At 33.6% G+C, this 13878-nt stretch carries 15 protein-coding genes; 5 read left to right on the top strand and 10 right to left on the bottom strand.

Annotated elements, in window-relative coordinates; all coding sequences use genetic code 11:
- On the top strand, positions 1 to 158 hold a 158-nt coding region (locus tag HAW63_00200), incomplete at its 5' end, for a hydroxymethylglutaryl-CoA lyase (protein ID MBE8162396.1).
- Positions 159 to 346: 188 nt separating this feature from the next.
- Here the strand turns inward: HAW63_00200 and HAW63_00195 are convergent.
- Positions 347 to 718: a glycine zipper 2TM domain-containing protein gene (locus HAW63_00195; protein MBE8162395.1), complete on the bottom strand. Its 372-nt coding sequence runs from the start codon at positions 716 to 718 to the stop codon at positions 347 to 349.
- 171 nt (positions 719 to 889) lie between these two features.
- Complete coding sequence (locus tag HAW63_00190) at positions 890 to 2320, bottom strand: HAD-IG family 5'-nucleotidase (protein ID MBE8162394.1); 1431 nt, start codon at positions 2318 to 2320, stop codon at positions 890 to 892.
- A 119-nt stretch (positions 2321 to 2439) separates the two neighbouring features.
- On the opposite strand from HAW63_00190, the gene hppD reads away from it, so the two are divergent.
- Positions 2440 to 3459, top strand: a complete 1020-nt coding sequence (gene hppD, locus HAW63_00185; protein ID MBE8162393.1) for a 4-hydroxyphenylpyruvate dioxygenase — start codon at positions 2440 to 2442, stop codon at positions 3457 to 3459.
- Positions 3460 to 3554: 95 nt separating this feature from the next.
- Positions 3555 to 4664: a homogentisate 1,2-dioxygenase gene (locus tag HAW63_00180; GenBank protein ID MBE8162392.1), complete on the top strand. Its 1110-nt coding sequence runs from the start codon at positions 3555 to 3557 to the stop codon at positions 4662 to 4664.
- A 74-nt stretch (positions 4665 to 4738) separates the two neighbouring features.
- On the opposite strand, the gene HAW63_00175 is transcribed toward HAW63_00180, so the two are convergent.
- Both HAW63_00175 and HAW63_00170 read right to left on the bottom strand, forming a co-directional pair.
- Positions 4739 to 5482: a 1-acyl-sn-glycerol-3-phosphate acyltransferase gene (locus tag HAW63_00175; GenBank protein MBE8162391.1), complete on the bottom strand. Its 744-nt coding sequence runs from the start codon at positions 5480 to 5482 to the stop codon at positions 4739 to 4741.
- A gap of 10 nt (positions 5483 to 5492) precedes the next feature.
- Entirely contained in the window at positions 5493 to 6419 is a 927-nt protein-coding gene (locus HAW63_00170) for a hypothetical protein (protein ID MBE8162390.1), read from the bottom strand.
- Between the two features lie 52 nt (positions 6420 to 6471).
- Here HAW63_00170 and serA point away from each other — a divergent pair, with 52 nt between their 5' ends.
- Positions 6472 to 7689 (top strand): phosphoglycerate dehydrogenase, encoded by a 1218-nt coding sequence (serA, locus tag HAW63_00165; GenBank protein ID MBE8162389.1) that lies wholly within the window; start codon positions 6472 to 6474, stop codon positions 7687 to 7689.
- Between the two features lie 3 nt (positions 7690 to 7692).
- On the opposite strand, the gene HAW63_00160 is transcribed toward serA, so the two are convergent.
- Positions 7693 to 8340: a DedA family protein gene (locus HAW63_00160; protein ID MBE8162388.1), complete on the bottom strand. Its 648-nt coding sequence runs from the start codon at positions 8338 to 8340 to the stop codon at positions 7693 to 7695.
- Positions 8341 to 8401: 61 nt separating this feature from the next.
- On the opposite strand from HAW63_00160, the gene HAW63_00155 reads away from it, so the two are divergent.
- On the top strand, positions 8402 to 8692 hold the full coding sequence (locus HAW63_00155) for a hypothetical protein (GenBank protein ID MBE8162387.1): 291 nt from the start codon (positions 8402 to 8404) through the stop codon (positions 8690 to 8692).
- Between the two features lie 70 nt (positions 8693 to 8762).
- Here HAW63_00155 and HAW63_00150 read toward each other — a convergent pair whose 3' ends face one another.
- The 5 genes from HAW63_00150 to tadA form a co-directional block, all read right to left on the bottom strand.
- On the bottom strand, positions 8763 to 8990 hold the full coding sequence (locus HAW63_00150; protein ID MBE8162386.1) for a hypothetical protein: 228 nt from the start codon (positions 8988 to 8990) through the stop codon (positions 8763 to 8765).
- Positions 8991 to 9185: 195 nt separating this feature from the next.
- Complete coding sequence (locus tag HAW63_00145) at positions 9186 to 9425, bottom strand: hypothetical protein (GenBank protein ID MBE8162385.1); 240 nt, start codon at positions 9423 to 9425, stop codon at positions 9186 to 9188.
- A gap of 17 nt (positions 9426 to 9442) precedes the next feature.
- Positions 9443 to 11149: a hypothetical protein gene (locus HAW63_00140; protein ID MBE8162384.1), complete on the bottom strand. Its 1707-nt coding sequence runs from the start codon at positions 11147 to 11149 to the stop codon at positions 9443 to 9445.
- Positions 11150 to 11194: 45 nt separating this feature from the next.
- Positions 11195 to 11995, bottom strand: coding sequence for a hypothetical protein (locus HAW63_00135; GenBank protein MBE8162383.1), 801 nt, complete (start codon positions 11993 to 11995; stop codon positions 11195 to 11197).
- A 58-nt stretch (positions 11996 to 12053) separates the two neighbouring features.
- The coding region (tadA, locus tag HAW63_00130) for a Flp pilus assembly complex ATPase component TadA (GenBank protein ID MBE8162382.1) at positions 12054 to 13878 on the bottom strand (1825 nt) is incomplete at its 5' end.

Below are 13878 nucleotides of genomic sequence, written 5' to 3'. Positions count from 1 at the left end.
GCGTAGGAGGTTTAGGGGGTTGTCCCTATGCAAAAGGGGCTACGGGTAATGTGGCCACCGAAGAAGTGCTTCAGTTACTAGAAACCCAGCAGTTTGTTACAGGTATAAACTTAAGCTCCATAAAAGAGGCTGCAAAATTTATTAAAGCCGAGCTTTAAAAAGAGGCTGCAAAATTTATTAAGACGCAGCTTCCAAAAAAAAAGCTACAAAATTTATTAAAACGCAGCTTTAAAAAAAGAGGCTGCAAAATTTATTAAAACGCAGCTTCCAAAAAAAAAGGGTCACCGACTAAAAGAGGTTGTGGCCTCATTTTTTTAGTCGGTGACCCTTTAGGTAATTTTTTTAATTAATTACAAATTTCTTGCCACTGAGTATAGTATCCACCATAACCATCTGGTAAAACTTGGCTAGCTACTTGGCAGTAAGATGCTCTTTGTAACCCTGATGGGTAATAATATGTTGGCTCTATTGGTTGCGGATAAACAATAACCCGTTGATTATTTCCTCTCGCTTGCTCTTCTTCGCAAGAGTTGTTGGCAATAGATCCGCCAATAAGCGCACCAAAGCCTGTTGCAATATCGGTATTATGCTTAGCTTGAGCGCCAAGGATACCTCCAAGAATAGACCCTAGTATTGCGTTATTACCACAGCCAGCTTTAGCTGCAGAAGTAAATGCAAAACTACTAATCACAGCTGTTAATAAAATTATCTTTTTCATAAAACCTCCCATAGTTTTATTATTTAATTAATATGTACTTAATACAGCAATGAATGTGCCAAAAAATTAAAAAAATGTGTTTCAAATATAAGAAAATGTGTTTCAATATAAAACAGTTTACCAGCTAGATCGAGTTTTCTTACTCAAAAATGCTATTTTACACAAAGAAAATTAAAAATATTTAGATAACCACTCGTGTGCTAGTTCTTTTTTCTCGGAACGCAGATGAGAGCGAGGGCAGAGATTTAAAAAATCCACTATGGTAGACATATAAACACAAGCAAATCGTTCGACTTGGCTTGCAAAAAAACTAGGTGTTGTTCCTGCGCGCATTACAGGGCCCCAGTAAGGATTATAAAAACTATCTTTTATTTTTCTAAGAGCAAGTAAGCTATCATCAACTTCAGAAAGCTTATTTTTTAAAATGGATTTTTCTTTTGTATACTTTGTTAAATACGCTTTGGTAAGTTTTGCTTTGTTATTTTGTTTTTGTATTTTATTAGAAATTAATACATTTAGTTTTTCTTCTAAAAGCACCTTAATAGCCATGGTGTCTTTTGTTTTTAAGTCGACATGTAAGCTTTTGTTATTGGCTTCAATTTCTTTTTTTAATTCACTTACCACAAGGCCTGTTCTCCACGAGCAATCTTTTTTTAACCTAACCACATCTCCATAAATATGATCTCCAATATATAAAATTTTATCAGGGTCTGTTTTTAAGGCCTTAGTTAGCCAATGCGAAGAGCCACCTTCGTAAATTCCAGGGACTAAGGTTTTGTTGTGTTTGTGTGTTTTTTTTGTAACGGGATCGATTTTTAAGAATGGTGTTTTGGTATAAAAAAAATGCGGTTTTTTTGAAGAAGTAATACTGTATTCAAATAAATCTTGCCATTTTTTATGATTTTTTAAAAAAGGATTAATACTATATTTAAGCAAAGTGTCAGTGTAGGCATAATCCGAATTAGTAATTAGTAGTAATTTTTTTTTATGCAATACAAAATTTTCTAAGCCTTGGGCAATATTTTTGTCTCTTATAATAAATTGCGTTAATCGAGATTTTAAATAATTTTTTAGTGTACCGTCAGTATGAGCTTGGTCTAAACTAAAAGCCAAATCTTGAGCCATTTGTTCATAAGAGGGAAGCTTGTCTTTTAATCTTCCTGTGTTTTTTTTATCCACAAGTTGCGAATATAAAGAAGCAAAAGCGATGGAAAAAGCACTATCTATGCAATCATATCGAGAGTGACTTAGGTGTATATAAGTTTGTTTGTAAATTTTTTTTTGTACTTCGTGAGGAATCACAGTTAACCCATGATGCGCGGTTTTAATTTTTTCATATTTACTAAGTTTTAATAAATTACCCTTTTTTTTATCTATCACTAGCCCGCGAATACTTTTTGAAAAATGAAAGGGTATTTTTTGTATGCTGCTAGGGTAGTTAAAATTAGCAATTAGCTTTTTTAGTACCATTTTATGCACAAGCGCTTCAAAATTATAAATATTATACTGAACTAAGGTTAAATCCATATCAAAGCCAACATACTTTATATTTTTTAAATTTAGTGAGCGATTAGCAAATATAGCTTTTTCTATTTTTGACAACGATAAATCCTTGGTAATTGAAGTTTTACTTAGTTTAAAGGGGGTGTGGGTAACTTGTAAAGGCTTAAAAATCTGTTATATAAGAAGAATTATTACAATAAGATTTTTGGAGGTTATATATGGCAGATAAATTTGCATTTCAGGGAGTGGAGTTTGTAGAGTACGCTACGCCCAAACCAGAAGAGCTTGCTAAAGTGTTTTACTCTTTGGGGTTTAAAAAAATAGGTCAGCACAAAACTAAGGAAATTAGTTTATTTCGGGCAGGCAGTTTTTGTTTTATTATTAATTCAGACGAAAATAGTTTTGCCGCTAACTTTAAAAATGCACATGGACCTAGTGCATGCGCCATGGCCTTTCGTGTAAAAAATGCTCAAGAGGCTTTTGATAAAGCCGTAAAAAGAGGGGCAACTCCCTTTAAAGAAGCAGACCATAAATTTTTAGCTGTTTACGGAGTAGGGCAGTCTTTAATTTATTTTGTAGATAAATACAAAGATTTAGAAATGTATAAAGAAGATTTTGACATTAGTGCAGAGCTTTCCGAAAAAAGAGATTTAAGTCTTTTGTCTATTGATCATTTAACTAATAATGTTGCTAAAGGGAGCATGCAAAAGGTTTGTGATTTTTACGCCCAAACATTTGATTTTACAGAGGTTAGGTATTTTGATATCAAGGGAAAGCAAACAGGACTGCTTTCTAAGGTAATGCGTTCGCCTTGCGGAACTATTCTTATTCCTGTTAATGAGCCCTCTACAGAAAATTCACAAATTCAAGAATACTTAGATGTATACAATGGAGCAGGTATTCAACACATTGCTTTTTTAACCAACGATATTGTTAAAACGGTTTCTAATTTAAAAAAGAGTAGTTTAAAATTTTTATCTATTCCAGACACTTATTACGAAACTTTGCTTAACAGAGTTCCGCAAGTTAAAGATAGCTTAGAGGATTTAAAACAATTAAAAATTTTAGCAGATGGCGATAAAGAGGGTTACTTGTTACAAATTTTTACAGAAAATCAAGTTGGCCCCATCTTTTTTGAAATTATACAAAGAAAAAATCACTTTGGTTTTGGAGAGGGAAATTTTCAAGCCTTATTTGAATCCATGGAAGAAGACCAAAAGCGGCGAGGGTTTTTATAAAAATAAGAATCGCATTTAGCAAAAAACCTATAAGGACGCTACAAAAATAGTAACTTATAAAAACAAGAACAGACAAAAATTAATAAGGATAAAAAATGCACAGTTATTCTCAAGGTAAATTTACTAAGCAAGCGCATAAAGGTATTCCCGAAAACAGTTACGAAGAGGAGCAGGGTTTAAAGGGTTTTTTTGGGCCTGTTTCGCACTTAATAAAAAGTAAACCCAGTACGAATTGGTCTAAAATTGAAGGCCCTTTAAAGCCAAGAGCTTTTGATCTTACGCTTTTGGCCGACAAAAAAGACGAGCAATTACTGTTATACAATCAGCAAGTACGAATTAGCTCTTTAGTTTGTAAGCCTAGTAAAGAAAAACAGCAAATAGCTAACCGAAGTGCCGATGGCGATTTACTCTTTTTTTGTCAAAGTGGAAGTGGAAAAATACTAACAGAATATGGTTTGCTAGAATACAGTGCGGGAACTTACATTGTTATTCCTAAATGCATTTCTTATGTTATTTTTCCCAAAGAGGTGTCTTGGTTTTTGTCCATCGAAAATTTAAACTCCCACTATCAACAACCCGACAGAGGTTTATTGGGCCGTAATGCTATTTACGACATAGATCAATTAGGAAAACCAAATTTAGAAGAGTTGTATATTTTTTTAAAAGAAAAACAAATAGAAATAAAACAAATAAAAATAAAACATCAGCAAGAGCATACTAACTTTTTTTATGAAGAAAATATTTTTAATGTTACAGGTTGGAAGGGAGATTTGTTTCCCTTTACTTTAAGCGTTTATGATTTAATGCCCGTTATGAGTCATCGAGTGCATTTACCGCCTAGCGTGCACAGCACTTTTATAGCAAAAGATTTTGTAGTATGTACTTTTGTGCCAAGGCCTATGGAGTCTGATAAAGATGCATTAAAAGTTCCTTTTTATCACCAAAATATAGATTATGACGAAGTGTTATTTTATCACAAAGGCGATTTTTTTAGTCGTGATAATATTAAACCAGGAATGTTAACTTTTCACCCCGCAGGCTTTCCTCACGGCCCTCACCCTAAAGCGGTAAAAGCTGTTTTAGATAAAAAGCTAACCGATGAATATGCGGTTATGGTAGACAGTGCTTTTCCGTTGCAAAGAGCCGATGCTATTAAAGCGGTAGAAAATAAAGAGTACCAAAATTCTTGGAAGAGCAGAAACTAAGTTTTTTTTAGCAGACCTGTTTTTCTAAGCAGACCTGCCCCTAGTGGGACCCGTTTTTCTAAGCAGACCCGCCCCTAGTGGGACCCGTCCATGGAGGACTCGCCCACGGAATCAGGCTGTATTTTGCTTACCCACTGTGTATATTGTTTTTGAATTTCTTCTATATTGCTTGGCGGTATTACTTTGCCAATGTGTATTTTTACAACACCAGACTTGGGAAGAATTTGTTTTTTAGCCATTAATTTATTGGCGCCCTCTAAATATAAAAATAAAATAGGAGTGTTGGTTGTTGTAGAAAATATAGACACACCGGCTTTTAGTTTTTGTAATGTGCCATCAACAGAGCGGCTTCCCTCTGGAAACAACAGCATCCAAATAGGATCTAAATTATTTAATAAAGTAGTGCATAAAGAAATGGCCTCTTTAGGGTTTTTTTTTCGATCTATGGGGATTGCTCCAAGGCAGTGCTTAGAAAAAAAAGTAAAAATAGGATTAGAAAACCAGTAATCTTTGGCTGCAGTAAGATACAAGTGCGACCAGTAGTGAACGGGAATAGAGGCCGCAATCGCCACAGCATCTATGTGACTGCTGTGATTAGACATAATTAAAAGTTTGGGGTGTTTTTGAAAAAGACTTTTCCAATCACCTCCAACAATCTGTATACGAATGTAAAAAGTAAAGACAATTTTTAAAACTAGTGCCCACAAATATTTAAAAAAAATACTAACTAAGTCGAAGCTGCGGGTAAACAAAGGCAAATGCTTTAAGTGTCCGGGCAAATTTAACCATTGGTCGTTTTCGTAATCCCATTCTTTCATTATAATAACCTTAGTTTAATATATAGTGATATAGTGCAAAAAAGGCAGGGCTGGTAAAAATAATTTTATCCATATAACTTAAAGTATCTTGTTTGCTAATGGCAAATAAATTAACTTCTTTAATTCCCAAATCTTTTTTTATTACAGTAATGATAATTCTACCAAGGTGGCTGGTTGTGTGAATTATTAGCCCACAAAAAATCCACGCCTCTTGTTTGTAGTATTCCACATAAGGAGTAATTAAACCTTGAAACTTCCAAGAGAGCATTAAAATTAACCCTCCAGAAATAAAAAAACCTTCAACAGAAATGCGAGAAGAAATATTTTTAAAAGGATATCGCTTTCCTAAAAGTTTAGACAAGCTAGTGGAGGTGCTCACCGAAAAAGCACTTAATATATACATATAAAGAACTAAATAAACTCCCTCTGCCTGGTTTAATAGTTTTCCTAAAAATAAAGGAGACCATGCAAAAAAAGAAAAAGCCATTAAGGAAAGAGACATATATTGAATCATATTTTTAGCAGTATTTTTTATTAAAGGTATTAAACTAATGCTGGCCATTAAAAGGCCAGGGCTAATCAGTAAAAAAAGAATTTGGTCTTGTTTTATATAATAAGCACTAATTATACTAACGATATAGGTAGCCCACACAAAACCGCTGCGATGGTACATTCCAGTTACTTGAAAAAAACTTTTCATGCTTTGTAGGCTAATTAGAACTAAAAAGACCAATGGCCAAGGCGGGGTAGTAATTAATAGTAAAAAAACAAAAGGGGTAAGTAAAAGCCAACTTTTCCAACTAGTCCAAGTGGCTGCGTATTTAGCACTGCTTTTGCGCTTGAAAAAAAGTAAAGCACCAATTAGTATTAAGAGTGTAAAAACCGACAACACAGTATCGATAAATAAAGGCGATGTTAAAATTTGTGTTCTAAACATAATTGTATGTTCTTTACATATATCTTAAAGTCAAGAATTGGAGTATAAGTTTATGACCAAATTAAAAGTTTTATTGTTAGAGGCCGTTCACCCCCAAGTACAAGTGGCTTTAGAAGAAGCAGGCTTTGCTGTTACCTATGAAAATCGAGCATGGACCGAAGAAGAATTAATTAAAAATGCTAAAGACTTTTCAGTCATTGGTCTTCGATCAAAAACTAAATTACACAAAAGTACTTTAGAAAAATTACCGCAATTATTAGCTGTGGGAGCATTTTGCATTGGAACCGATCAAGTTAATTTATCAGCGGCAGGCAAGCTAGGCATTCCTGTTTTTAACGCTCCTTACGGAAGCACAAGAAGTGTTGCCGAGTTGGTATTATGCGAAATGATTGCTTTATCTAGAAGGCTGTGTGATTTAAACCAAGCTACGCACTCTGGAGTTTGGGCTAAAAGCACAACGGGCATGCAAGAGTTGCGCTCTAAGGTATTAGGAATTGTAGGCTATGGACATATAGGTTCGCAAGTTAGTATTTTAGCAGAATTTTTTGGAATGAAAGTATTGTACTATGATGTCAAAAAAACATTAGCTTTAGGAAACGCCACGGCAGTAAGCTCTTTAAAAAGTGTATTGCAGCAGTCAGATTTTGTATCACTGCATGTTCCTAACACCGAGGTAACGAATAACTTAATTACTAAACAAGAATTAAGTCTGATGAAAAAATCGGCCTTTTTAATAAATGCTAGTCGTGGCAGTGTGGTAAATTTAGAAGATTTAAAAGAGGCATTAACGGCAAAGAATTTGGCCGGAGCCGCTATTGATGTATATCCTGTAGAGCCAAAAAAGAAAGGAGATGCTTTTAATACCGCTTTGCAAAACCTAGAGAATGTAATTTTAACTCCTCACATAGGGGGAAGTACATTAGAGGCGCAAGAAGCTATTGGTACAGAAGTCAGCCAAAGTTTAATAGATTTTATAGCAAGGGGAGACACCTCTAATGCAGTTAATGTTCCAGCGGTAAGTTTGCCAAAAAATATTCGTCCAGACTTTAGAGACTTAATTCATTTTCATGAAAACAAACCAGGAGTTTTAGGAGAGGTAAATAAAATTATTTCTTCTTACAATATAAATGTTAAAGCGCAAAGTTTATCTACTAATGATGAAGTGGGTTGCTTGTTGATGCGAATAGACTATTTGGATCAAGATATTTTTGAAAAAGTGTTAGAAAAAATTCAAGATTTAAAACCGTCTATTTCTACTAGAAGTTTATAATTGTTAAACAGAGGTGCGAGGCTTTCTTCCCACTTTTTTTTTTATTAAAAAATAAATAGTTATAGAAAGAAATAGAGCCGCTAAAAAATAACTATTAGCCTTTGCGGTAAATTTTAATATAGCATCAACATTATTGCCAAACAAAGACCCTACAAACACCCAAATAGGTACGCTAAATAATGCGGCCCCTCCGTCTAGGGCTAAAAAAACAAGAGGGTTTACTTTTAAAGTCCCTGCAGTTAAAAAAATAGGGCTTCTTAGGCCTGGCAAAAAGCGAGCAGTAAAACAAATTAGTTTAGAGTTATTGTTTACCTTTTCTGAAGCCATTTTAATTCTTTTAGGGGTAAAAATCTTTTTAAGGAAAGGAAGGGTAAAGGCTCTTTTGCCCATATAATAGCCTAAAAAAAACAAGATGCAGTCGCCGGCCATTACGCCCACAAAGCCTACAACACAAGCTCCTAAAAAGCTCATCTTACCCAAAGAAACTAAGATGCCCGAGGTAATAAGGCTAACATCTTCGGGAAGAGGCACGCCTAACCCAGACAGTAGCAGTACGCCAAAAATCAGTAAATAGGATTTTAGCACGCTAAGGCCAGCTAGCCAGCCAAGTAGATTAACAATAAAAATTTTTGATAGCTGATGTAAAGACATAAGTAAGTATTTTAGTGAATTTTCTTTTCTTATTCAAGCAATATATGTTAGGTTTATAACAATGTTAAAATCTTTTTTCACCGCCTTAGGAGCTTTATTATTTGCTATATTTTTTTTATTTGTTCTTCAGTTAGACTGGAGAGGAAAAACTTTAGAGGCGCATTTTTCGTCATGGGTAAAGCAATCTAGTGCTACAAAAATTTTGCAGCAAAAATCTTTAGTATTACAAAAAAAAATAAATAGTGAAATTACAGAGAGAAAGGGCGATACAGTAGATCGCTTTAAACAATTAACTAAATCTATTAAAAAGAAATTTAAGCGCAGCTTAGGTAGCGAAATAAATAACAACTAGTCTCTTTTGTTTAAAGAAGACTAGTGAAAATATTTTATTGTCTGCTAAAAGTGATTGCTTGCTAAAATAATTATTTGATTGCTTTTTGAGAAGCTTCTTTCTTAACTTTTTTCTTGCCAAGCAATGAAGCTACCGTTCTTTTGTCTGCAACTTTATTTACTTTAGATTGAGATTGAAAAGGGCAGTTAACTATTTCTTGTGCATGCTGCTTTTCTAAACTAACAAGAGCAGAAGCTTTTGCATTAGCTTGAATTGCGGTTAATGTAAAAAATAACATTGTGCTTAATATAATTTTCATAAAATTCCTTTTGTTATTAGCCTAAAAGCTACTGTTCTTACTAAATATATCGGCCTTTAGGTTAAAAAATCTATATATTTTTTTAAAAAGTTGTATCGCTTTAAGACACAAATAGACCAAGGGCTGGTAGCTAAAAATAGCCCCACCAGTTATTTAATAATATTTTTTGACCTAGAGTGTAAGCTAGCTTTTTGGCTATTTGATAGTGTTTTGTAAATTAGAGCGCGAATTAGCTTTGCCAGTTAAAGCTTCGGCTAAGTTTTTGTCATAAAAATTGCTGTTTTGCCGGCCAGCATTGTTAGCATTAGTGCGGGAAGATAAGTTTAAGCATTCTTCGGCACAACTTTTTGCTTCAATATCTTTATTGGTCTCGGCCTTACTAGCATGGCTATAAAATACAAACATTAAGCTAAAGATGAGTAATAAATTTTTCATAGTTCCTTTATGTTTTTTTATAAGGTTTTATTTTGTGTACTAACAGGGCCAATTACTTTTAAAAAATTATTAAAAGTTTGTATAATTTGATTAGCTACAAAAAGGCTTGTAGTACTTTTTTTACCCGCTTTAATTTCTCCACTTTTGGTGTAGGCTAGGCGTAGAGTTCCTAACCCTGGCCGGGTAATTGTGGCAGGCTTTCCAAATCGATTTTCGTAACCAATAAGAATATTTTTTCTGGTGTGATCTAAAATTTCTTTTATGCGGCCGGCATTATCATAAGTTACCTTGGCCGTTAAGCCAGCGCTATTTTTAGCCCAAGAAATATTACAAGCCTTGTTGTATTTAAATCGACTATTAATTTTATGCCTTTCTTTTTTAACATAAGCAATTTTTCGAGATTTCTTTTTTGTTTTTTTAGGCAAATAAGCAAAAAAGCGCTCTTGGGTATTGGAAACAGTATTGCATTGTTTGTTATATTTATAGCTAGTAACTTTAGAAATTTCGTCTTTTAAAATAATTTGCCCTATACGGTTGTATTTTAACTTTACTATTCTACGGCCTTTTTGCACCTTAGTAGGTCTTCCAAATTTAGAGTGATAAGTAATTTCTGTATATAAATTATTTACTAAAAAGCGAGAGCGATATAAGTATCTAGAGCCATTTTTTCTAGTTTTATGAAAAAACTCATACTTGGCTTGGTGGGTAACTTTTCGCTTACACTTTTTAATTACTTGAGACCAATAATGATCCAATGGATTTTTTTTACTTTCACCGTAGCTGTACTTTTCCACACAGCCCTTTTGATTAGTAAAGCTAGTAACCCAATCTTTGCTTAAATTATAAGACATAGCTACAAAAGTTTTATTAGGATAAATAATTTTAGTTAAATTATGTTGCGAGTCTGATTGGTAATGTACAGTAACTTTATTTTCATCAGTAGATCGAATTAAATCATTACCCTTAAAAGCATAGGCAGCAGTGGCACCATTAGACCCCTGTAGCTTGGTTACTTTTTTTAAAATATTGTCATAAAAAAACTGTAACCGCCTTCCTTTAGTATCACTAACTTCAGATATTAAGTCTTTTTTTCTTTTAATATTTAGCCTGTTACCAAGTTTGCTAACAATACTAACCAGCTGTCCTTTTAAATTAAACTCTTGTTTTATTCCTTCTTTTAAATATCGAGTAAATAAATTATTTTTTTTAACAAGGTATTCATTCTTTCTTCCGTCGATAATGTACTTTGTAAAAGCGTGAACTTCACCCTTAATATTTAAGTTTTTTGCAAACTCCTCTCTTAAAAAAGCATTCGTCTTTAATTTCTTTCTTAAGTTAGCTAAGTACCTAGAGCTAAGATCGGGGTTTCTTTTTTTTACTTCTTTAATAATTTTTTTATTTATTTGTAAAATATTTTTTTGTTTAAAAGAGGAGCTTTTGTATAAACTTTCAAGCCCTCCTCCACATTCTGTTACCAATACGCTGGAGTCTGAATTAATAGCCAAAGTGGTTTCGTAATCAGAACACCATCCGTAACCAAAAATACCATTAAAAACACTGCGGCTGTTATAGGTGCGCTTAATGCTTAAATCTAAACCGGTACCTTTTATATGCATGTCTAAAAAAGTTTTAGAAAAATTAGAAGTTCGCATATCTACTACAGCGTAGCTGTTAATAGAGCATAAACTAATTAAGACAATAAGTAGGCGAGAAAGAGACTTCATAATAAAACATCCTTGTTTTTGAGTTCTCAATTATTATAATACTAATTAGACCTTTATGTTAACTATTTTTTTTATCATAGTAGAGCCTATTACGACTAAAACTATAATTAATAATAGTAACCCCCAACCAACGGGAGTAGTAAATAAGGGCTTCATAAATTCAGGGTTAATTCCACCAATTATAGCCATTAAAACAAAAGGGATAGCGGTTAAAATACGACCTTGAACTAGACCTTGAGCTGTTAAAGATTGAATCTTTTTTTCAATTTTTTGTCTATCTCTGATTGTGTCTACAATAGTTTCGAAAGTAACCCCTAAGTTACCACCAGTTTGTTTTAAAATATTAATAGAGCTGGTAAACATTTGAATATCAGGAGTGGGAACCCTTTCTGAAAATTCTTCTAGACTTTGTTCTAGCGGCATACCTAAGCGATTTTTATTTAAAATTAAATTAAATTCTTGTGCCAAAGGTCCAGGAATATTTTTAATTACTCGGTCCATGGATTGCGGCACACTTAGGCCAGCCTTAATACCATTTCCCATAATCACGCCACCATCTAACATTTGATTGGTAATTTGAATATTTCTTTTGTCCATAATTTTTTGAAATAAAATTTTTGGAATTTTCCACCCTAAAACAACGGCAATGCCGCCCATAAGTATACCTGCAATAACATTAGGCCATAGTAAAAAAAATATTAAAGCACCTATTCCAAAGCTACCAACAATCATAAAAATAGTTAGTTGTTTTTTTTCTATAGGGATAAACATTAGCTCGATCATTTTTAAAACTTCTTCTCTGTTTCCAAGGCTAGCTTTGTGAAGAGCCTCTAAAATTTTTTGCATATTTATATAACAAATAATGCAAACGCTAAAGCCGATAAAAATGCTTAAAAAAAGAGAGCTAGCCATTGCCGCCTACCTTTTTAAATTTATTTTTAAAAATAATTCCAGGCTTTTTAACGGCTTTGCCAGAGTTTATTGGCGAAACTTTTTTTAATGTTGAAATTTTTGAAGGGGTAATTGATTTTTCGCTAGCATTTATTTTGTTATTTTTAGTTTGCGAACTAAAAACAGATGTTAATATTTTTGTCGAAGGTTTTGCAGTAAGTGAATTTTTTGTACTAAATAAATTTCTTGGAATTTTTATTCCTTTTTGTTCAAACTTTTCAATGAAAGAGGGGATTAAGCCCATAGATTGAAATTGCCCAACAATTTTTCTATTTTTATCAAAACCTTCTTCTTTAAATCTAAAAATTTCTTGCAAAGTTACGGTGTCTCCCTGCATACCTAAAACTTCAGAGATGTGCATAATTTTACGACTACCGTCACTAAGGCGTGAAATTTGTATAATTAAATGCACGGCACCAGAAATTTGTTCTCTCAATGCTTTTGCAGGCAACTCCATTCCGGCCATCATACAAAGTGTTTCTAGTCGCGAAATAGCTTCTCGAGGATTATTAGAATGAACGGTGGTCATAGAACCATCATGTCCAGTATTCATGGCAGACACCATATCTAAAGCGGCACCATCACGACACTCACCAACAATAATTCTGTCGGGGCGCATTCTTAAACAATTTTTAACTAAATCGCGAATGCTAACTTCTCCGGTTCCCTCTAGGTTAGCAGGGCGAGTTTCGAGGCGAACAACATGTTCTTGTTTTAATTGTAGTTCGGCTGCGTCTTCTACAGTTACAATTCTTTCGCGGCCAGGGATAAAGCTCGACAAAACATTAAGCAAGGTCGTTTTACCAGACCCTGTTCCGCCAGAGATAACAATATTTAAACCCTGTTCTACACAAATTTTTAAAAAACCAGCCATTGCAGGAGTTAAGCTACCAAATTTTTCTGTAAAATCTTTAATAGTAATTCTGTCAGAAGGAAATTTACGAATGGTTAAAGAAGGCCCATCAATAGATAAAGGTTCTATTACCGCATTTACACGACTGCCGTCAGATAAACGAGCATCTACATAAGGAGTTTTTTCGTCAATACGACGGCCAAGTGGAGTACAAATCCGCTCAATAACATTTCGCAATTGGAGGTTAGATGTAAATGTGGTTGTGCTTAATGTTAATTTTCCCGAACGCTCTACATAAATATGATTATACCCATTAACCATAATCTCTGTTACCGCGGGGTCTTTTAATAAAGTTTCCAAAGGGCCTAGGCCAAGAGCTTCGTCTAAAACTTCTTGAATAATTTGAGCACGAAGATTGCGGCTAAGATTGTTTGCTAATTTATCGGTAAGTTCAACAATAACTGTTTTTGTAGTGTCTTTTAATTCCTGCTCTTTATTAGGATTATTTTTTGAGTTGATAGAGTCTTTCTTTATATTCATAGTGATAATAAGCTCTTTATGAATTTGTATCTTTAAATTATTTAAGCTTTGTTGATCGTCGCTATGTTTTGAAGTAGAAATGTTGGCATCAGATTCTGACAAAACCTTTAGTCTTTGTAATAATCCACCACTTAAGCTAGTTACTAATTTTTTATAAGATTGTGATAAAGAAATATTGGGCTTGCTTACTACAAAGGGTGTGGCATTTTGCAAAGCCCCATAACTAGAAATTTCATCATTGGGTAAAATGGATAAAATCTTTTTTTGCAAATTTGTCTCTATAGCACTGCCACTTAAAGCACTTTTAGAATCAAATTGGTTTACAATAATTTGGCTAACCTCTTTAGGAACAGCCTCTAGTGTAAGTTCTTTTAATTTCCGCTTG

This window comes from Pseudobdellovibrionaceae bacterium (assembly GCA_015163855.1).
Lineage (GTDB): Bacteria > Bdellovibrionota > Bdellovibrionia > Bdellovibrionales > UBA1609 > JAAOIH01.
This window is presented reverse-complemented; position numbering and strand designations above follow the sequence as displayed.